Annotated in this window: 16 protein-coding genes and 2 pseudogenes; 12 read left to right on the forward strand and 6 right to left on the reverse strand. The window is 39.5% G+C overall.

The window, feature by feature from the left end:
- Positions 1–78 precede the first annotated feature (78 nt).
- The 5 genes from nadK to FW757_RS19860 all read left to right on the forward strand — a co-directional run bounded on the left by nadK (position 79) and on the right by FW757_RS19860 (position 4,306).
- Entirely contained in the window at positions 79–963 is an 885-nt protein-coding gene (gene nadK / locus FW757_RS19840) for an NAD(+) kinase (protein WP_145242288.1), read from the forward strand.
- A 78-nt stretch (positions 964–1,041) separates the two neighbouring features.
- The gene (locus FW757_RS19845) at positions 1,042–1,581 is read left to right on the forward strand and encodes a hypothetical protein (protein ID WP_182768141.1); all 540 of its coding nucleotides are present in this window, start codon (positions 1,042–1,044) and stop codon (positions 1,579–1,581) included.
- Between the two features lie 92 nt (positions 1,582–1,673).
- Positions 1,674–3,347, forward strand: a complete 1,674-nt coding sequence (gene recN / locus FW757_RS19850; protein ID WP_446441595.1) for a DNA repair protein RecN — start codon at positions 1,674–1,676, stop codon at positions 3,345–3,347.
- A 109-nt stretch (positions 3,348–3,456) separates the two neighbouring features.
- Positions 3,457–3,882 (forward strand): hypothetical protein, encoded by a 426-nt coding sequence (locus FW757_RS19855; protein WP_145242198.1) that lies wholly within the window; start codon positions 3,457–3,459, stop codon positions 3,880–3,882.
- Positions 3,883–3,985: 103 nt separating this feature from the next.
- Positions 3,986–4,306, forward strand: a complete 321-nt coding sequence (locus FW757_RS19860; RefSeq protein ID WP_145242196.1) for a hypothetical protein — start codon at positions 3,986–3,988, stop codon at positions 4,304–4,306.
- A 319-nt stretch (positions 4,307–4,625) separates the two neighbouring features.
- Here FW757_RS19860 and FW757_RS19865 read toward each other — a convergent pair whose 3' ends face one another.
- From FW757_RS19865 to FW757_RS19875, 3 genes and pseudogenes are all read right to left on the reverse strand, one after another.
- Positions 4,626–5,276 carry a hypothetical protein gene (locus tag FW757_RS19865; protein ID WP_182719390.1) on the reverse strand — a complete coding sequence of 217 codons (651 nt, stop codon included), beginning with the start codon at positions 5,274–5,276 and terminating at the stop codon, positions 4,626–4,628.
- A gap of 129 nt (positions 5,277–5,405) precedes the next feature.
- Positions 5,406–5,909 (reverse strand): DUF413 domain-containing protein, encoded by a 504-nt coding sequence (gene maoP, locus FW757_RS19870; protein WP_182719391.1) that lies wholly within the window; start codon positions 5,907–5,909, stop codon positions 5,406–5,408.
- Between the two features lie 264 nt (positions 5,910–6,173).
- A pseudogene (locus FW757_RS19875) lies at positions 6,174–6,242 on the reverse strand (transposase); the annotation flags it as partial.
- A gap of 103 nt (positions 6,243–6,345) precedes the next feature.
- Here FW757_RS19875 and FW757_RS19880 point away from each other — a divergent pair.
- From FW757_RS19880 to FW757_RS19890, 3 genes and pseudogenes are all read left to right on the forward strand, one after another.
- Positions 6,346–6,912 (forward strand): annotated as a pseudogene (locus tag FW757_RS19880) (Mu transposase domain-containing protein); the annotation flags it as partial.
- Between the two features lie 11 nt (positions 6,913–6,923).
- Positions 6,924–7,679, forward strand: coding sequence for an IS21-like element helper ATPase IstB (gene istB, locus FW757_RS19885; protein WP_446441596.1), 756 nt, complete (start codon positions 6,924–6,926; stop codon positions 7,677–7,679).
- A 45-nt stretch (positions 7,680–7,724) separates the two neighbouring features.
- Complete coding sequence (locus tag FW757_RS19890) at positions 7,725–9,254, forward strand: anti-phage deoxyguanosine triphosphatase (RefSeq protein WP_446441597.1); 1,530 nt, start codon at positions 7,725–7,727, stop codon at positions 9,252–9,254.
- A 119-nt stretch (positions 9,255–9,373) separates the two neighbouring features.
- Here FW757_RS19890 and glmS read toward each other — a convergent pair whose 3' ends face one another.
- The 3 genes from glmS to FW757_RS19905 form a co-directional block, all read right to left on the reverse strand.
- Positions 9,374–11,194 (reverse strand): glutamine--fructose-6-phosphate transaminase (isomerizing), encoded by a 1,821-nt coding sequence (glmS, locus tag FW757_RS19895; RefSeq protein ID WP_182760551.1) that lies wholly within the window; start codon positions 11,192–11,194, stop codon positions 9,374–9,376.
- A 106-nt stretch (positions 11,195–11,300) separates the two neighbouring features.
- The gene (locus tag FW757_RS19900) at positions 11,301–12,059 is read right to left on the reverse strand and encodes a DeoR/GlpR family DNA-binding transcription regulator (RefSeq protein ID WP_446441598.1); all 759 of its coding nucleotides are present in this window, start codon (positions 12,057–12,059) and stop codon (positions 11,301–11,303) included.
- A gap of 157 nt (positions 12,060–12,216) precedes the next feature.
- Positions 12,217–14,271 (reverse strand): winged helix-turn-helix domain-containing protein, encoded by a 2,055-nt coding sequence (locus FW757_RS19905; protein ID WP_446441599.1) that lies wholly within the window; start codon positions 14,269–14,271, stop codon positions 12,217–12,219.
- A gap of 189 nt (positions 14,272–14,460) precedes the next feature.
- Here FW757_RS19905 and FW757_RS19910 point away from each other — a divergent pair, with 189 nt between their 5' ends.
- The 4 genes from FW757_RS19910 to FW757_RS19925 all read left to right on the forward strand — a co-directional run bounded on the left by FW757_RS19910 (position 14,461) and on the right by FW757_RS19925 (position 19,513).
- Positions 14,461–15,687, forward strand: coding sequence for an efflux RND transporter periplasmic adaptor subunit (locus FW757_RS19910; RefSeq protein ID WP_149982301.1), 1,227 nt, complete (start codon positions 14,461–14,463; stop codon positions 15,685–15,687).
- Between the two features lie 11 nt (positions 15,688–15,698).
- On the forward strand, positions 15,699–16,433 hold the full coding sequence (locus FW757_RS19915) for an ABC transporter ATP-binding protein (RefSeq protein WP_404687525.1): 735 nt from the start codon (positions 15,699–15,701) through the stop codon (positions 16,431–16,433).
- Positions 16,427–18,820, forward strand: a complete 2,394-nt coding sequence (locus FW757_RS19920; RefSeq protein ID WP_182740164.1) for an ABC transporter permease — start codon at positions 16,427–16,429, stop codon at positions 18,818–18,820. The genes FW757_RS19915 and FW757_RS19920 overlap by 7 nt, the downstream gene beginning before the upstream one ends.
- A 156-nt stretch (positions 18,821–18,976) precedes the next feature.
- On the forward strand, positions 18,977–19,513 hold the full coding sequence (locus FW757_RS19925) for a sugar O-acetyltransferase (RefSeq protein WP_446441600.1): 537 nt from the start codon (positions 18,977–18,979) through the stop codon (positions 19,511–19,513).
- The last annotated feature ends 130 nt before the right edge of the window (positions 19,514–19,643 follow it).

Genomic DNA, 19,643 nt, shown 5'->3' on the forward strand with positions numbered 1-19,643 from the left:
GAGTTTATTTCAAGGTTATTTTCAAACTTGTCACTTTTGAGTTACTCTACTGATATTAATACTATTGATGCGTTTATCATGGAATCACCGTTTAAAACCATAGGTTTAATTGGCAAACCAAATCACAGTGGTGCAGCTGCAACTTTACAGCGCTTATACACTTTTTTAAATGCGTTAGGATTTGACGTGTTATTAGAGCAGAGAACCGGTCATCAATTAACCAATGTCCCCAAGGAAAAGTTAGTCAAACTGGTTGAGCTTGGCGAACGTGCCGATCTCGCTATTGTGGTCGGAGGCGATGGTAATATGCTTGGCGCAGCAAGGGTATTAGCCCGATTTGATGTTGCTGTTATAGGCGTAAACAGAGGCAATTTAGGTTTTCTAACAGATTTAAACCCAGAAGGCTTTGAAGCTAGTTTAGAACAAGTATTAAGTGGTCAATATCTTGAAGAAAAACGCTTTTTATTAGAAGTTGCAGTTTATCGCCATGGTGAATTAAAAAGTGCTAACTCAGCAGTGAATGAAGCCGTTTTACATGCCGATAAAGTCGCTCACATGATTGAATTTGAAGCCTTCATTAATAACGATTTTGTTTTTTCTCAGCGCTCTGATGGTTTAATTGTCTCAACCCCTACGGGCTCAACAGCCTATTCGCTGTCGGGTGGCGGGCCCATTTTGACCCCAGAACTAAATGCAATATCATTAGTGCCGATGTTTCCGCATACATTATCAAGCCGACCATTAGTGGTTGATGCCGATAACGAAGTACGCTTAAAGCTCAGCTTAGAGAATACCGACAGCTTACAAGTCAGCTGCGATAGTCATGTGGTGCTTGCTGTATTGCCTGGCGATGAAGTGATAATTAAAAAAGCAGATAAGAAACTACGCCTGATCCACCCCAAAGACTACTCTTACTATCATGTACTTCGCACTAAGCTCAACTGGGGTAGTCGTTTATATTAATTTTATTGCGCTCATTCAGACTTTAGAGCAAAATAAGCTGAATTCATTTATTACCTTTTCAAGGGAAATCAAACCGAAATGACGTATGTTGTTTTCTTTGCTTTATTATTACTGATAACGCTGCTTGGCAGCTATTTGGTGATTGAAAATAATCGCCGAAAAGCGCTTGAAGCGCAAAAAAAGCTATTCAATAATCGCGTTAAAGAAGTAACTCAACAGTTAAAAATAAAATTAAATGAGTACTGCGACGCAAAAATAATTCGTCCTAAATACATCCCAAGAATACAAGTTATTGCCAGTAATTTCTTTGTCGTACAACCTCATACTGATGAAAACTTATTGTATCTTGAACGCATAAACGAGTCATTGATCAGCACGATTAGTAGTGAGTTGGCAAAAACTTATGTAACAGGTGAACGAGATGCACTAGCTGAACGCTTAGATTTTTTTGTGGCTGAGTTACCCATAGCCGGCTTTGCTTACAATAAAACGTTTTACCATGAACTTTTACCATCCATGATTAAAGTTTTACGCACTGATGATTTATCTGCGAATCCTGAAGATTATGTCAAACCTCTTGATCCTGAAACTAATTTTGAGAAATCAACCAGTGAGTAAGTAATAAACTAGATAGCGACATTAAAAATTAATTTGCAAAAACCCAAAACACTGTATAAATTAACAGTTAATTGACTGGATGGATGAACAGTATGTTAACTGGGTTAGAGATTAAAAATTTTGCAATTGTAAGCAATTTAAGCACCGAGTGGCAAAGCGGTATGACAGCCATTACGGGTGAAACAGGTGCCGGTAAATCTATTGCTATTGATGCCTTATCTTTATGTTTGGGTGAACGTGCCGAAGCCTCAGCTGTTCGCCCAGGCACTGAGCGCGCTGAAATATGCGCCACCTTCGATTTAACCAACCTCCCCTTGGCTAAGCAGTTTTTAGAACAGCATTTGCTATCGAATGATGAGCAAGAGTGCTTACTTCGTCGTGTGGTGTGTAAAAATGGCCGCAGCAAAAGTTATATTAATGGCACCCCAGTCACTGCAGCCCAACTAAAAGAAATCGGTCAGTACTTGATCTCTATTCATGGTCAACATGCTCACCAATATTTGCTTAAAAGCGAACATCAACTCCAGCTATTAGACGCTTATGCAGGTCATCAACCTCTGGTTGAAGCAGTGCGCCAGCATTATCGTAATTGCCAAAACTTACAAAAAGAATTTACCGCGCTCGAACAAGCCCAGTTGCAACAAGCAGCGCAAAAGCAATTATTAGAGTACCAAGTAGCTGAGCTTGATGAGTTTGCTTTACAACCAGATGAATTTTCGCAAATTGAAGCCGAGCATTATAAGCTCAGCCACAGCCAAACTATTATTGAAGCATGCCAACGAGAGTTACAAAGCTTATACGAAAATGACGAGCAAAATGCCTGTTCCCTATTACAACATAGCGCGCAGCAGTTTGCTGAGCTTGCCGGGTTTGATGAAAGCCTAGCTAGTGTGGCTGCTTTACTCGAAGAAGCGGCTGTGCAAGTTGAGGAAGCGAGTCGTGAAATTCGTAATTATGCAGAGCAAGCTGAACTTGATCCGAGCCGACTAATCGACGTTGAAATACGATTAAGTGGTGCGATGGATTTATCACGTAAACACCATATTAAACCAGAGGACTTAGTTGAGTTTCACCAAAGTATCACACAAGAGCTTGAGTCGATTAGTAATAACTCGACCCGTTTAACGCAACTTGAAGGTGAAATTAACCAAGCATTAGCAGCTTATCAGCAAGCTGCGCAAGCCCTAAGTGAAAGCCGTCATGAGGCAGCGCAGACATTAAATACATTGATCAGTGCAAGCATGGCGCATTTATCAATGGAAAATGGTGTGTTTGAAATAGCCCTTACACCACAACCTGAAAAAGCACCAAACAGCCTAGGTTATGATAATGTAGCCTTTTTAGTCTCAACTAACCCAGGCCAACCGTTACAACCGTTATCAAAAGTTGCCTCAGGTGGTGAGCTGTCACGCATAAGTTTAGCGATACAAGTTATTATTGCGCAAAAAGTCACTACGCCAACGCTTATTTTTGATGAAGTGGATGTAGGTATTTCTGGACCAACTGCAGCAGCTGTAGGCAAGCTTTTACGTCAATTAGGCAAATCGACTCAAGTTATCTGCGTAACCCATTTACCGCAAGTTGCCAGCTCGGGGCATCAGCAGTTTTTTGTGGCCAAAGAAATTGCCAATGGCGAAACCTTTACACAAATGTTGCCACTCAGTAAACATGGCCGTATTGATGAAATTGCCCGTTTACTTGGTGGTGATAACATCAGTAAAACAGCCAAAGCTAACGCAAAAGAGTTAATTATGGCGCATGCTTAATTAAGCTAAAACAACACCTACGTTTAAACTATTTTTAAATACAACCATCCATTAAGCCTTACTTATATAAAGCAAGGCATAATAACTAACAATAGAACACATATAAATCATGACGATAACAACATTGCCAATAAAATTAATTAGCCTACTTTTTTGTTTTACACTTTTAACGGGTTGTAATGATTACTTTATAAATACCACGCAACTGACGAATAGCACATGGCAACCACTTTTAGTCATTGCATTTATTAGCCTATTTTTGATCCCGTTAATTAGCTTAGCGCTGCTTATATTTAGTCAATGGAAGCACCTTCAGTTTAAAATAACTCTGCAACGTTATTTACATGGCTCACTTGTTTTAATGCTCGCCATAGCGTGGTTTATCGAATTAAGCTTAGTGCAACGCGCTGATAACCGTATGGATTTGATGTTAACGTTGTGCGCGCTAGCCACTCAAATGGTATTAGTCGTAGCTGCTTTTGTACTTGTTAATAAACAACAAAAAATGCACCACCGCGCTAAAAACTTTCTGTAAAGTATTGTTTAAAATAACAATTAAAAACATTTACTTTACATAATTGACACATTTAATTTAGCAACATACACTCAATAAAATAAAAAAATCGATGGAATGAATAATGAGCGCTACACAATCTAAAATCACCCAGCTAAAACGTTGTTATGCAACATTACAACTGGGTGTTGCTAAAGCTGATGGCCGCCTTACTCTTACTGATAACCTGCTGCATTTTGAAGCCCTCAATAAACAACTTAACTTGGGTTGTTATGCCATCAAACTTAATAACATTTCCCATGTCGAAAAATGCGCAGCTAAAGCCGGCGGTTTAATCCCGATTACCACCGCTGGAATCAAAATAACCACCAAAGAAAATTATCATCTAGAGTTTATTTTAGCTGAACCCGATGAGTGGCTTAATTGCCTGCAAGCGAGTCATTAAGCATTAAAGGAAAGGTACTAGGCTGGAGGTTCTAGGCGCTAGGAAAAGCCAAAACAGTTCGGCGTTAAATTTATCACCTTAGGTTGTGGTTGAGAGCAACGAAACCAAACGATGAATGATTAAAACTGAATGACGGCTTAGAGCGAGAAGCAGACGGTCATGTAAACTCATTTTTGGACAAAAACACGTTAGAGTATTTATTCGGTAACGCCCGGTAAGGAGTAAGCAACGTTACCACGAAACTTAACCATACCACCTTAAACACAAAACCCAACGATGGAATGAAAAATGCCAAGTGTTGGGAATTGCTTTGTTAGCCCTAGCTTGACGTAGCCGCTAATATCATTGAACCGATACTAGCTATGCTACCCGCATGCGGAAGTAAGCTTGTGAGACCATTTAGCATCGAACCTAGAATGGTTTTGTTAGGTTTTGCTTGCTTAGATTGAACCTCTATTACATCTACAACCTCAAGAGCTTCATTGATGACACTAGATTCAACATCTTGTGACCGAATTTCATCTCTTAGTTGTGCGAATAGAGATTCAAGGTCGGTATTTGCCTGAACACTCATATTTGTTGAGTTGTCGACGGAATGATTATTAACACGAGCATGAGGACCACTCACGTTATATGTAATATTCTGCACAGAGCTAATATTAGTTTCAGGTTTCTTTGCACCCAACTTTTTTACATAAGCGGCGAAATGTGAAAAAGTGCCTTGAACTAAAACATCCTCTACATCTGTAACTTCCCAGCGATCTCTAGCTCCTGTCTGAACAATAATGTGTCCAATCTCAATGTTTTGAGGCTCTAGAAATTGGAACACTACCTGACCCGTCCCTTTTTTCGAGTTCTTTAAAGCACGTTCAGTAAGCAAAGGAGAACCGTCTAAAGTTTCATCGCTATATACACTGACATCACTACCACGACTTCTAATAAAATTACCAGCTACTTTTGCCAAATTCATTTAATTCTCCTTTAGGGCTAACGCCGGCAGCAACTGCAGGCAAAAATGGCGCTTGTTTTGCCGGGTTTATGGAAAAACGAGTGACAGTTTTGACTGTCAGATTGCCTGCCCTTGTTAGGCGCATCTAGTTTATAAGCCAAAGTCATGTAACCCACCCCAATTAGTAATATTGAAGCGCGTTTGGCTTTTTCCTTTATTTTGAATATCTCGTATTTTGATGATCATTTTTTGCATTTTTAATCTTGAAATTGAATCAGAACACTCATCCTCTTCTTTACGCAGGTAATTGATTAACTTATCAAAGACTAAATCTGGCAACTCCTGAGATAGCATCTGGATGATTTCAAAATTACCTTGAGCGATCTTTTTGCTCATAAGAAAGGCAATATTTAGAGATTGGTATTTCACCCAAGCTTTTTCGTATTCTGATTCAGGTTCACGATTACCATTACAAACTTCAATAAAATTGGCTTGAGCTTCTGTTTGTGGCTCTAAATCTCCTGATGCAAGTGCTTTTAACCAATATCCCTTAGAATTGATTAATTTGTACTCTTCAGGAGTGAACCCTTCAATATCTTTGCCTGCCAGATACTCCTTTCTCCTTGCTTGAATAATATGCTCGCTCTCTTTCATATCATCCGCCTAACGAGCCTGTAGAATAACTCGTTTTTAATTTATTTTTATTGATGCATTAACCATAGCCGAGTTCCTATTTTGATTCAATCAGTTATCGCTAGTTTACATAAAATATAAAAAGAGAATGTGCGGTTGTTTTAATAGATGTTTTAGAGGGAATTACAGTTGCTTGATTGGCATATTTCGGCTTAAAAAGGCTCCCCTTTTTTAATGCAGCCTGTTTTGCAGCTTTTCTATGTTATGAACAAGGCAATACAGTTGTCACTGGGCATTCACTTTCGTTTGACCCCGTAAGGTCAGTTTATTCATGCCTTTGTTCACTGTAATATTCCACCTTTTATTTAAAGGAAAGCAGGCTCTATAAACCCTAATCGTTAGCCATTTTTTAAAAAAGATTTTGATGTCTGAAGTCAAGATCTGACCCCAATCGCTCTATCACTATACACAAATCAAAACGGTGCGAGTACACATTGATTATCATGTTGAAATAGAGAAACATTATTACAGTGTGCCGTATCAGTGGGTTAAGAAACAATTACGCGCACACATAACCAATCAGCTAGTACAGCTTTATCATGACGATACCTTAATCGCACAGCATCCGCGCTCACATCGTTTAGGTGGGCATACAACACAGCCTCATCATATGCCTCTGGCGCATCAAAAACAGCATGAGCAGTCACCGATAAATTTACGCTCATGGGCATTAAGTATTGGAGAGTATACCCACCAAGTTGTTGAGTTACAGCTCAGTGGACGGCGTCACCCCGAGCACGCTTATCGCGCCTGTTTAGGGGTGTTAAGTTTAGCTAAAATCTATTCAAAAGAGCGGCTTGAGCAAGCGTGCTATCGCGCAATCATAATGAATACGACCACACTTAAATCAATAAAGCAGATGCTGAAGAAAGGGTTGGATCAACAACCGTTACCCACACAGCAAACAGAGCCAGAAAAGCCAATTACACATAGCAACATACGTGGCACAGATTATTACCATTAAGGAATGCAAACATGATAGACACCATTAACCAGCAACTTCAACTACTCAAGTTATCCGGTATAAAGCAAGCACTCAAGCAACAGCTTGAACAGCCAAATCTATATCAAGAACAAAGCTTTATAGAGCGCGTCAGTTTATTGCTCACTCATGAAATTGATACGCGTGAGCAAAGAAAAATCGACCGGCTAGTGCGACACGCTAAATTCCGCTTACCGGCTCAGTTAAATCAACTGATTTACTCACCGGCACGTAATATAGAAAAAGCACAGATACGTAACTTAAGCCAAAATAGCTGGCTGAACTTACACCAAAATATCTTAATCACCGGCGCAACGGGCTGTGGAAAAACCTACCTCGCATGTGCCTTAGGGCATGAGCACTGCCTACAAGGAAAAAGTGTTTACTATATTCGATTGAAGGAACTACTTGAAAGCCTGTTTCTAGCCCAAGCAGATGGTAGTTACCGAAAATTACTGGCGAAGTTAATAAAGTATGATCTACTGATTTTAGACGACTGGGGGCTTGAACCACTGAGTGCACAGCAACGAGGTGACTTACTCGAATTAATCGATGCGCGGTATGGGTATAAATCACACATAATTATAAGCCAGCTACCACAGGAAAACTGGCATGAAATGATAGGAGAATCAACCCATGCTGACGCCATTTTAGATAGGCTAATTCATGGTTCAATTAAGTTGAACTTAAAAGGAGAATCGATACGAAAACAGTTAAATAAATTGACTGATGATGATCAGTTAAGCTAATTTAAAAACGGCTCTACAAAATGATAAATCAGGTGATCAAAGCTGATGAGAATCGGTGATCAAAGTCATGAGAATACGCAGCAAATACACGTTTTTAAAATCAAGGAACAATATGGTGGAACTATGAGCCAAGAAGAAGAAATTTGGAAAGAGCGTAGAATAGAGCAGTCACCCAGAGCCGACGACCATCGTGAAGCATACGACAGAGATGAAGCTAGGTTAATTCACTCATCGGCATTTAGGAGACTACAATCTAAAACTCAGGTACTAGGGTTAGGGGAAAGCGACTTCTATCGGACTCGGCTAACTCACTCTATGGAAGTGGCACAAATAGGAAGAGGGATCGTACAGTATCTGAGTAAGAAAAATGTAGAAAACGCCAATAAGCTACCACCAAAAGAATTAATCACTGCTATTTGTCTAGCACATGATATTGGGCATCCACCATTCGGACACGGCGGTGAGGTAGCTTTAAATTACTGTATGAGAGATTATGGTGGATTTGAAGGAAATGGACAGACTTTAAGAATTCTTGGGACTTTAGATAAATATCTTGAAGGATATGGCTTAAACCCAACACGCAGAATGCTACTTGGTGTATTGAAATATCCGGCAGCATATAGTTCTTTACTTAATGACATGGCTTATGATGCAAAGACTAAAGACACACCGAACTGGTTATTTAAAGCCGCGAAACAAAAACCGCCAAAATGCTATCATGATGATGATAAAGACATTGTAGAGTTCATCCTCGAACCTTTCTCACAGGAAGAGAAAGAAAAGTTTACTGCAAGCATGGAATACAAGCCAAAGAATGATGAGGATCGCCGTTCTCCAGAAACCGAGCATAAACTTACAAAATATAAATCATTAGACTGCTCAATCATGAATCTAGCAGATAACATCTCATACAGTTTGCATGACTTTGAAGATGCCTTGTCTCTGGAACTTATCCGTCAAAGTGATTGGAAGCGCTACTTTGAAGAAGAAGTAGGTGGCAGGCAAAGAAAAGAGTTATTTGCGAAAATTAGTACCATGCGACCAGATTGTGCGTATGACAAAATTACAAAAGATCTTTTTGAGTCAAGCTATACACGCAAAGACGCTATAGGTTCTCTAGTAAACCTAATGATTAGTAATACCCAAATAGTCGAAAATGACTCCCAATGCTTAGAGCCTCTCTTAAGATTGAATGTTGAGCTCATTTGCGATGTTGAGAACCTAATGAAAGCAATATTTGATTTGGTTAAGAAGCTTGTTATCAACAATGAAAATGTCCAACAGCTTGAGTTCAAGGGCCAAAAACTAATAATTGAGCTCTTCGAGGTATTGGCAACAGATCCTGAGAGGTTCCTACCCAACAAAACTAAAAAAATTTGGGAAAACGCAGCCAAATCAGTACTTGATGGGCTATCGAAAGAAGAACAAGAGAGACTATCAGTTAAAGACCTAGTAAAGCGTAAGCAAATGAGGGTAATTTGTGATTTCGTTTCTGGAATGACAGACGAATATGCAACAAAGTACTATGAAAAGCTTTTCACTCCTAGCAAAGGCTCTATCTTTGACCATCTATAGTTTTAGGCGGTCCAACTTTTGAAAATTGGACCCATTAAGAAAATAACCAGTATGATACTTTATTGTATGGGGTGAAACTTTATTGTTCACCCACAAAAAAAGCGCTTGCGCGCTTTTTCTTACTCAACTGTAACCGATTTTGCTAAGTTACGAGGTTGGTCAACGTCGGTGCCTTTAATGACCGCTACGTAGTACGAAAGTAACTGTAGCGGGATTGTATATACAACTGGAGCAATTACGTCATCTACATGATTTACGTTGATCACACGCATGGTTTCGTCTGACTCAAAGTGTGAGTCTTTATCAGCGAATACATAGATGATGCCGCCGCGAGCACGGACTTCTTCTACGTTTGATTTAAGCTTTTCAAGCAATTCGTTGTTTGGTGCTACAACAATAATTGGCATGTCTGCGTCAATCAATGCTAATGGACCATGTTTAAGCTCACCTGCTGCATAGGCTTCTGCGTGAATGTATGAAATCTCTTTAAGCTTAAGTGCGCCTTCCATTGCGATTGGGTATTGCGACCCGCGACCTAAAAACAGTGAGTGGTGTTTATCAGCAAACTCTTCTGCAAGGTCTGCAATGCCATCAGCCAATAGTAGCGTTTCTTCTAATTTAGCTGGAAGCAATTTAATAGCGTTAACAATCGTACTTTGATCTAAGCCTTTCTCTTGCGCAATAGACGCAGTAAGCATTAACAAACCAACAAGCTGTGTAGTAAATGCTTTAGTAGAGGCTACACCAATTTCAGCACCGGCTTTGGTCATAAACGCAAGGTCTGATTCGCGTACTAGCGATGAGCCTGGTACGTTACAAATAGTCATTGACCCCATGTAGCCTTGCTCTTTAGCTAAACGAAGCGCAGCTAAAGTATCAGCCGTTTCACCAGATTGTGAAATCGTTACTAGCAGGCTATTTTCGTGTACAAACGACTGACGGTAACGGAACTCAGAGGCAATTTCTACGTTACAGCTAACACCTGCAAATTGCTCAAGCCAGTAGCGGGCAACCATACCTGAGTGGTAAGACGTACCACAGGCAATAATTTGTACGTGTTTTACGTCTTTAAATATTTGCTGAGCGCTTTCACCAAAGGCATCAATCGCTACGCGGTCGTCGTTTAAACGTCCTTCAAGGGTGTTACGTACAGCAAGCGGCTGCTCGTAAATCTCTTTAAGCATGTAGTGACGGTATTCACCTTTACCTGATGCATCTTGTGTGATGTTTGATTCAATGACTTCACGTTCAACGGCATTGCCGTCTACATCAAAAATTTCCACACTGTTACGGGTGATACGCGCTACATCACCTTCTTCAAGGTAGATAAAGGTACGAGTTACTGGTAATAATGCAAGTTGATCAGAAGCAATAAAGTTTTCACCAAGGCCTAAACCAATAACTAACGGGCTGCCTGAGCGCGCTACAATAATTTCGTTATCGTTGGCTTTATCAAATACTACTGTACCAAATGCGCCATCAAACTGCTTAACCGCAGCTTGTACTGATGCAAGTAAAGTGGTGTGTTGCTGGCGAAGTTGATGAATTAAATGCACCATTACTTCGGTATCTGTGTCTGATAAAAACTCGTAACCATCGCCTTTCAGCGCTTCACGTAAGCTGGCGTGGTTTTCAATAATACCATTGTGCACTAAGGCAATTTCGCTGTTTGAAATATGCGGGTGCGCGTTTGCTTTCGTCACGCCGCCGTGAGTTGCCCAGCGAGTGTGTGCAATACCGGTAGTACCTTTTACGCCAGCTTCATCAAGCGCGTTTTCAAGGTTAACTACTTTACCCACTGCTTTTACGGTATTAAGTGTATTACCATCTAAAAGTGCCACACCAGCTGAGTCGTAACCACGGTATTCAAGGCGCTTAAGGCCTTCAACTAAAATTTTATTTACTGGGCGTTCTGCAACTGCCCCAACTATTCCACACATAATTTCTCCTTTTGTACATGCCAAAGCGTCAACTTTGGGTTTGTATGTGTTGTTTAATATTTAAATGAACATCACAGGTGTTGTCGGCCTGTAATAAACACGAATTTTATAGCTCAGCGCAGATCAACTGCACACCACACGCTTGTATTGCTTGGCGAGTATCGAGTGCTAAGTTGCTGTCGGTGATAAGCGTAGTCACTTGCTGCCAAGGTAATTCTAAATTAGGGATTTTTCGGCCGATTTTTTCTGACTCCACCAGCACTATAACTTCACGAGCAGCGCCCGCCATAACTTGGCTTAGGCCCACTAGTTCATTAAAGGTAGTAGTACCACGCTCAACATCAATGCCATCTGCACCAATAAATAGCTGATCAAAATCATATGAGCATAGAACATTTTCGGCTACTTGCCCTTGAAACGATTCTGAATGCGGATCCCACGTACCACCGGTCATCAAAAGTGTTGGCTCGTTTTCCAGCGCCAATAAGCGATTAGCCACTTTAATTGCATTAGTCATCACTACTAAACCGCGCTTATTACCCAGCTCGGGGATCATTGCTGCTGTAGTACGACCACTGTCGATAATAATGCGGTTATGATCTTTGATTAGTGCTGCTGCGGCTTTGGCAATCGCCACTTTACGTTTTGAATCAATATCATCGCTTACAATTTCTTGCGGCAATGCTATCGCGCCACCATAGCGGCGCAGTAATAGTCCGCTTTTTTCAAGCGCTGTTAAGTCTTTACGAATGGTTACTTCAGAGGTTTGAAACTGCTCAGCTAAAATATCTACGGCTACTTCACCTAACTCATTAACTTGAGTAAGAATAAGGTGACGACGTTGCTGGGTGTTTCGTTTAGTCATTAAGCAAACCATTTAAGTTTCGTTTCGAAAGTTACGAGATTTTAAACGAAACTATGAAAATGGCAAGGTGTAGATCAAAAAAAGCGCAATATGCGCTTTTAATTAACCACAAAACAATGGATTTCAAACGCATTTAAAACTATTGCATTACAATCACTCACTGAATTTCAATTGTAATTATTTCACTAGTCCTACTACCTAAACGTTCAACTACAACCGTATTATTTATTTTGTCCACATAAAAATTTGGTCTGATCACACTAAAGTCAAACGTTTTAGAGCTTAGGCTAGAGCCATCAACATCATCTATATCGATTTCATTGAATGTTGTATTTATTAAGTTGTGGCTGCTCCATAAAATTTTACCGTTTACAACATCCCAGTTAGTGTTTTTTTCTTTTGAAACAGTTATCTGTAGTGGTTTTATTGTTTTTAAATTAACATCAAAACGAGACAACTTGCCTGTATTATCACCTAATAAATAACCGCCTTTAAATTGTCGGACGAAACGATACCCCTCAAAAAGAATGGATTCTGTTTCTTCCTTAATAGAGTATTCAAAAACCAACCATTCACCATTACTTTTTCTGGTGTACAAAATAGATTTTTCATCTTCTGAGAAAGCAATATCGCCAATCAATTCATCCGTTTTAGATATATCGGTTAGATTATTATTAAGCGTATTAAGTATAGCTATACGACCTTGGAGTTTAATTAATACATATTGCCCTGACAGAGAGGGTGCTATCAGCTCAAGCGACTTTTTCGTACTTAAAAACACCACCTTTTCCTTTGGCTTTTGTTTTTTATAAGAAGCTAAATCGCTTATACCTTTTAGTTTCTCGATCGCCCAAACCTTATCTCCCAATGGTTGATAATCTACAATACGACGTTGCCCTGATTGCTCACCATGAAACAATTCGATATCTTTAAAATTACTTAACGGCAATTTTTTCTCAGTAATTGTACTGATTCCATAGGTATCTCTAATAGCAAACAGCATGTTTGGGATCACCACATCAAGTGAGATAATACCTTGGCCTGTAGTGGCGATTTCATCTAAACGCCCAGTTTTAACATTTATTTTAGCTAGCTTTTTATCATCTAATAAAACAATGTGTTCATCATCAAGCCAATGAACATCATAAATAACCTCATTTTGATCATACTGAAAAAGTACACTGCCCGCCTTTAAATCTAAAACTCGAATAAAATTACGCTTACTATCCATATAAACTCGAAGTACAACCAACTTACCTGAATCTGGTGAAATATCAGCTCGGCTATCATGTTCTCCTTTTTGAGAGACAGAGGTCACTTCTTCTACCAAACCAGCGTCAGTATTGAATTTATAGATAAGCATTGCGCTTTCTCTACTTTTTTGAGCTGAAAAATAAATAACCTTACTTTCATTTTCATCGATAAACACATCTGAGATAAAATAAAAATGTGTCACTAAAACATCTATTTCATATTCTTTACTTTTAAGAGCTACCCGCTTTAATGATGCTGCATCACCGACATTATCAGAGAAGAATAAGTAATTTCCATCACGTGAGAAAGCTAAGCCCCCAGGTAACCTTGTATCATCAACTAGCACTTTGACTGTTTGACTATCTTGATCTTTTAAATAAATTTGATAGTCATTTCCACGTCTTAATTTACTTGTAAATGCGATAAACCGACCATCATTTGAAACTACCAGCGCTTTTTTATCAGAGATAATCGAGTCTATAACTTTTGTAACGAAATGTGATTCGTCATCAATATTTTCATATATAAAATAGGCTAACGAAATCAATAAAGCTATAATTGCAAAAAGCAGAAAAGTTTTCGTTTTTTTTGTGTTGTTACTTTCTGTGGAGCTCAGTTTTTTACTGTCTTCTGAGACCGACAATGTAGAAAATTTAGAGACAGGACAAATTAATTTATAGCCGCGCTTAGAAAGTGATTGTAGGTATTTAGGATTTTTGTGATCATCATTCAACACTAAGCGTATTTTACTAATAATCCGCCGTACAGCCGCATCTGAAACACAGCGGTCTTTCCATAAGTTTTCATGCAACTCATCCATTGATATATAACGCTCATGATGCTCAATTAAGTACATTAATACTGCAAATACTTGGGGCTCTAGTGTCACCACTTGCTTATCAAATTGCAAAGACATTCCATCTGTATCTAAGCAATATTCACCTAATTGAATCAACATACTTCCATTACAGCTCTTAACGGCCAATTTCTTTTACTTAGTCCAATCATAACCTACGCAACCTATCATTACCACAACAGCTTAACTACTTGATTTTAAACATAGTCACAGTTTGGTTACAGTAAAATTATTAATACATTATTGCCTAATTGATACGTTGCCGTATTTTCGTTTAAAAAAGGAATAACTATGAAATTTACATCCAAACTAATCTATCAAGGGTTGATAGGTTTATCTGTCGTTATGCTTATCTCTGGCTGGCAATTAGGCTTTGCAGATAATGCCGAAGTTATATCAAAAGACTCTGTCACCATTGCGAAGGTTGAGCGCGGTGATTTTTCAATTAAGGTTGATGGCTATGGTTCATTGCAATCAATCAATAAACGACTTCTCACAGCTACAAGTAATGCGGTGGTTGACGAAATAAAACTAAAAGCGGGTGCTGTGGTTAACCATGACACAGTGATCCTCACTTTAAATAACCCCGAGCTAGAAAGTAAGCTCCGCTTGGCGTTAGCAAAGCTTAAAAATGCCAAAACCCAAAAACGGCAAACCGTATTACTGCAACAGCGTGAGTTGTTAAATAACGAGTCAACCGTGTCAGAGCTAAAAGCACAATCTGAAATAGCCATGCTGCAAGTTGAAGCAGAACGTACACTGGCTAAATCAGGTATTGTATCGGGGATCAGCGCGAAGAAAAATGAGCTCGAAGCCAAACAGCTATCAAAGCGTATTAACCTTGAAGAATCTAAGCTTGATAAATTAGCACAGATGCAAAAAGAGTCGCTTTCAATTCAAGATGACTTAATAGCCCAAGCGCAAGACGAGTTTGATGTCGCCAAATTAATGGTAGAGCAACTTTCAGTTAAAGCGGGAATGAATGGTGTTATTCAACGCTTGCCTTTAAGTTTAGGGCAAAGTGTCAGTGCTGGCTCTGAACTGGCACTAATAGGGAGCCTCTCCCCTCTAGTTGGTGAAATAAAAGTACCGCAAATTCAAGCTCATTTAATTCAAATAGGTATGACAGCCCAAATTAGCACGTTGAATGACCAGGTGCGCGGCCAAGTAGTGCGTGTAGATCCTGTGATCAGCGACGGTGCTGTACAAATTGATATTGAGCTCGAGGTTTCTGAATCAGACACCATGAAACCCATGCAACAAGTAGATGCGACTATTTTTGCCGATGTACAAAAAGAGGTGAATTATATAAAACAACCAACAGGTGCAAGCGAAGGCAGTCATGGCTCATTATTTAAACTCACAATGGATAACAAAGCCGTTAAAGTTGAAGTGCAATATGGCAAAGCATCTGGCCAGCTCATCCAAGTGTTGTCAGGACTTGAGCCTGGTGAACAAGTCATTATTTCTACATTAGATATCCCCGCTGAAACAACAACAATAAAAATTGCTGGTTAAGGAAGAATAATATGAATACTGAAATTTTAAGAGTTAATAACCTAAGCAAGTCTTTTTCTAATGGCGAACAAGTCAGTCAAATTTTAAAAGGGATTAGCTTTACCGTGTACGACGGCGAGTTTATTTCTATTTCTGGGCCTTCTGGTTGCGGCAAGTCAACACTCCTTAACATTATGGGGCTGCTCGACACCCCTCAAAGTGGTGAATATTACATTGACGGTTTACTCGTCTCTGATATGGACTCAAACCAACGTGCGAAAGTACGCGGTAATCGCATTGGCTTTGTGTTTCAATCGTTTAACTTAATTGATGAAATGACCGTACTTGAAAATGTCGCTTTACCATTAAAATATCGGGGAGACTCGCTATCTTCACGTCACGCAAGAGCGTTAGATTGCCTAGAAAAAGTAGGTTTGGCTGATAAAGCTGATTTACATCCGAATCAAATTTCTGGTGGTCAACAACAACGCGTATCGATTGCACGCGCACTAGCTGGCGATTCTGGCATCATGCTGGTCGATGAGCCCACAGGTAACTTAGACTCAAAAAACGGCGATGCAATCATGGCGTTAATAAAAGATCTTAATCAGCAAGGCACCACCATTGTATTGGTTACCCATGATCCCCGTTATGCCGATATGGCTACGCGCAATATCCAGTTAAAAGACGGTACTGTAGTTGCCCAAAACGATGAACTCGTGCCAAGCACACCTGCAAATGTAGAACAGGTTGCTCAGTCATGTTAAAAACTGCCTACAATACTTTTAAACGTGCCAAACAATACTATTTCACCACCGTTTTTACACTGGCACTTACACTGTCCATGGTGCTTAGTTCATTTAGCTTGGTTGATCTAGTGTTTTTCGCCCCACTACCTTATCAGCAGAGCGATAACTTATATTTGCTTGAAGGCACAATTAATTCTAAAGGTTATTCAGGGCCCGCTAGTAACTCAAAAATAATGAGCTACATACAGAGTGAAAATACCGTTTTTACTGATGTTGCTGCTTACCATCGATGGACTGACTACAAGCTACTAGATAAACCAACAAGACCTGCTGTGGACGTAATACTTGCCACACATAATTTATTTGATCTACTCGGCGTACAACCCAAACTTGGTCGGTTATTTAACAAAACAGAAGCACTCGGTACTCAGCAAATGTCGGTCGTATTAGGCTACCGCGCTTGGCAAACCCACTATAGTGGTGACCCGAATATTGTTGGTAAAAAAATACAGCTCAATCAACGTCGCTTTACCGTTGTTGGTGTCGCCCCCGATGATCTTATATTACCCACTTATAGCAATATAAATGATGCAATATGGCTTCCTATTGATGCAGACGAAGCTTTTAACCCTAAAACATCTAACGGTTTCATGGGCGCGTATAAGAGTGTTGTTAGATTTAAGCCCACAGCCTCAGAGCAAGAGATCACGGAACAATTAGCTGACTTATCACTTAAAGGTGCACAGTTACATGCCGCTGATATTTTAAAAGATTTTACTGTCAATGCGCGTGTTATTGCATTTAATGATGCACTTAGGGGTGACAGCGGTAAAATTGTATTAATGCTATTATTGGGTGTGTGCTTATTAATGCTCATTGCACTTATCAACCTTTCTAGTATGCAGCTCGCTAAAGCCATTACGCGCATCAAACCCCTTGCAATCAGCTTTGCATTTGGGGCAAGCAAAAAACAACTAATTATTGAAACGTTAAAACACAATATTTTACTTATTAGTATTGCAGTGTTACTTGCTTTAACACTTACTCAAATCGGCTTTATCGTTATTCAAAACCTAGCAGCTGACGCCATTCAACGTTTAGACACGCTTTCTCTTAGCTTTAATACTTTGTTATTTTCAGCTTTTCTAATTATTAGTATTGCCTCACTCTATTCATTTATAGAACTTAGTGTAGTGAAAGAGCAAAACTTAATGAGCAGCCTACAAAGCAGCGGTAAAGGCACGGGCAAGCAAATGAGTTCAGCCACCAGCCATTTACTTGTTGGTCTGCAAATTTTGTTTTCGTTTTTAGTATTAACCACTGCTAGCCACGTAGTTTTAGTAACACTTTCGGAAGCACTCAGAGATAACGGACTGGATACAGAAGGTAAATATTCATTAACAATAAACTATAGTAATGTCGATAAATCCGGCGAACGTATTAATTTACACAAAGCAATTAACCAAAGGTTGCTGGCGCTTAACAATGTGAGCAGCTTAGCTGTGTCATCCGAAATGAGGCTGCCAAAAACGGTTAATGTCAATCAAATATATAACGAAGCTGGACAGTATATTGCCCAAGCACGTAATAGCTTAGTAACTGCCAATTACTTTACTGAACTTAACTTAACGATAACGGGTAATGGCTTTGCCAAAGGGGATGAACAACTCGAAAACCCACCGATCATTATCAATCAACGCCTTGCAGATTTACTTAATAAAAACAGTAATGAAGTACTAAACAGTAAAGTGAGTTTTGATAATAAAAAATACTACTCAATCATAGGTATTGTCAGCAACACCTATGTACCGGGCAGCCCTGAAAGTGAAGACTTTGAAGTTTTTACACCTAAAGATTACCCTGGTTGGCAACAATTTACATATTTGATTACTGTTGCTGATGAAAATAATGCAATTGCCCATATTCAACAAGCAGTATTAGAAGTAGATCAACGATTAGACATTAATAACATAGCCTCTTTAACAAGTATGTTTGATGAAAAAAGGCAACGTCACTTAAATGCAGCATGGCTGGCTATTGTGTTGGCATCAACATCGCTGCTGATGGTGTGTATTGGCATAAACGGTATTGTTAGCTATTTAGTTAAAGTGCGCAGATATAGCTTAGGCGTAAAACTTTCTATGGGGGCTGACAATTATAGGTTACTAAAAGAAAGCTTATTAGAACTCATGCAACCCATAATAATGAGCTTAGTGTTAGCCTTTTCGTTGGCATTTTTAATTATAGGCTATTGTATGTCATTACCTGGGGTTGACCTGCCTATAGACTGGTGGTTAACAACGGTCATTTGGCTGGGTTTATTAGCGATATCAGTACTTGCCAGCTTTTTTCCGATCAACCAAACGTTACGACAAGATCCAATAAAGGCATTACGAAATGAGTAAAAAATGATACTCAGTCGCCGAGTATTTATAAACATCACCCGACTTTAATTTATTTTGCTTAAAGTCGGGTTTCATTGGATCACAACGGGTAATCCCGTTTGGTTAGCAGTCAATTTTGTTTTATTATCAATACATACTCATTAACTCCCTAAAACGATGACTCATCTAACTAGATTCAATAGCCTAGAAAAACCACTGATTGAGCAACGCAAAGTCGCCCATGAGACTTGTCGCTTGTTTGCAAAAAGTCCCAGCAAAGGAAATTTAAAACGCATTAAGAGTTTGTTTACAGTGTGTGGTGAAGGAGTGATCATTGAGGCTGGCTTCCACTGTGACTATGGCTCGCAAATGCAAATTGGTGATCGTACTTTTATAAACATTAATTGTACGGTGTTAGATGCCCCCATTAGTGAGGGGGCAATTACTATTGGCAGTGATTGTTTAATTGGCCCGAACGTTCAATTATTAGCGGTCTCTCATGCAGTTAACCCCACAGAACGGCTCAATAAAGAGAACTTTGCAGCACCGATTACTATCGGTAATAACGTCTGGATTGGCGCGGGCGTTATTATTTTAGCGGGTGTTACCATTGGCAATAACGCTGTAGTTGGTGCGGGTTCTGTCGCCACCAAAGATGTTGCTGCAAATACTGTTGTTGCAGGTAATCCCGCAGTGAAAATTAAAGATATTTAAACATTGCAGCATATAAAAACTCGGCTTAAGCTCCTGTCGCGGGATAAACCCGCTGCTACCAACTTCCTCAAATTTTTGGTCAACATTTATGACGACAAAATATAAAAGGCCTATCTATTATTCCGATAGG

Source organism: Pseudoalteromonas sp. 1181_04 (genome assembly GCF_052850545.1).

What these genes read in the sequence shown, in the direction of transcription:
- nadK (WP_145242288.1), top strand. Translation starts at nt 79, where the DNA reads ATGGAATCACCGTTTAAAACCATAGGTTTAATTGGCAAACCAAATCAC.
- FW757_RS19845 (WP_182768141.1), top strand. Translation starts at nt 1,042, where the DNA reads ATGACGTATGTTGTTTTCTTTGCTTTATTATTACTGATAACGCTGCTT.
- recN (WP_446441595.1), top strand. Translation starts at nt 1,674, where the DNA reads ATGTTAACTGGGTTAGAGATTAAAAATTTTGCAATTGTAAGCAATTTA.
- FW757_RS19855 (WP_145242198.1), top strand. Translation starts at nt 3,457, where the DNA reads ATGACGATAACAACATTGCCAATAAAATTAATTAGCCTACTTTTTTGT.
- FW757_RS19860 (WP_145242196.1), top strand. Translation starts at nt 3,986, where the DNA reads ATGAGCGCTACACAATCTAAAATCACCCAGCTAAAACGTTGTTATGCA.
- FW757_RS19865 (WP_182719390.1), bottom strand. Translation starts at nt 5,276, where the DNA reads ATGAATTTGGCAAAAGTAGCTGGTAATTTTATTAGAAGTCGTGGTAGT.
- maoP (WP_182719391.1), bottom strand. Translation starts at nt 5,909, where the DNA reads ATGAAAGAGAGCGAGCATATTATTCAAGCAAGGAGAAAGGAGTATCTG.
- istB (WP_446441596.1), top strand. Translation starts at nt 6,924, where the DNA reads ATGATAGACACCATTAACCAGCAACTTCAACTACTCAAGTTATCCGGT.
- FW757_RS19890 (WP_446441597.1), top strand. Translation starts at nt 7,725, where the DNA reads ATGAGAATCGGTGATCAAAGTCATGAGAATACGCAGCAAATACACGTT.
- glmS (WP_182760551.1), bottom strand. Translation starts at nt 11,194, where the DNA reads ATGTGTGGAATAGTTGGGGCAGTTGCAGAACGCCCAGTAAATAAAATT.
- FW757_RS19900 (WP_446441598.1), bottom strand. Translation starts at nt 12,059, where the DNA reads ATGACTAAACGAAACACCCAGCAACGTCGTCACCTTATTCTTACTCAA.
- FW757_RS19905 (WP_446441599.1), bottom strand. Translation starts at nt 14,271, where the DNA reads ATGTTGATTCAATTAGGTGAATATTGCTTAGATACAGATGGAATGTCT.
- FW757_RS19910 (WP_149982301.1), top strand. Translation starts at nt 14,461, where the DNA reads ATGAAATTTACATCCAAACTAATCTATCAAGGGTTGATAGGTTTATCT.
- FW757_RS19915 (WP_404687525.1), top strand. Translation starts at nt 15,699, where the DNA reads ATGAATACTGAAATTTTAAGAGTTAATAACCTAAGCAAGTCTTTTTCT.
- FW757_RS19920 (WP_182740164.1), top strand. Translation starts at nt 16,427, where the DNA reads ATGTTAAAAACTGCCTACAATACTTTTAAACGTGCCAAACAATACTAT.
- FW757_RS19925 (WP_446441600.1), top strand. Translation starts at nt 18,977, where the DNA reads ATGACTCATCTAACTAGATTCAATAGCCTAGAAAAACCACTGATTGAG.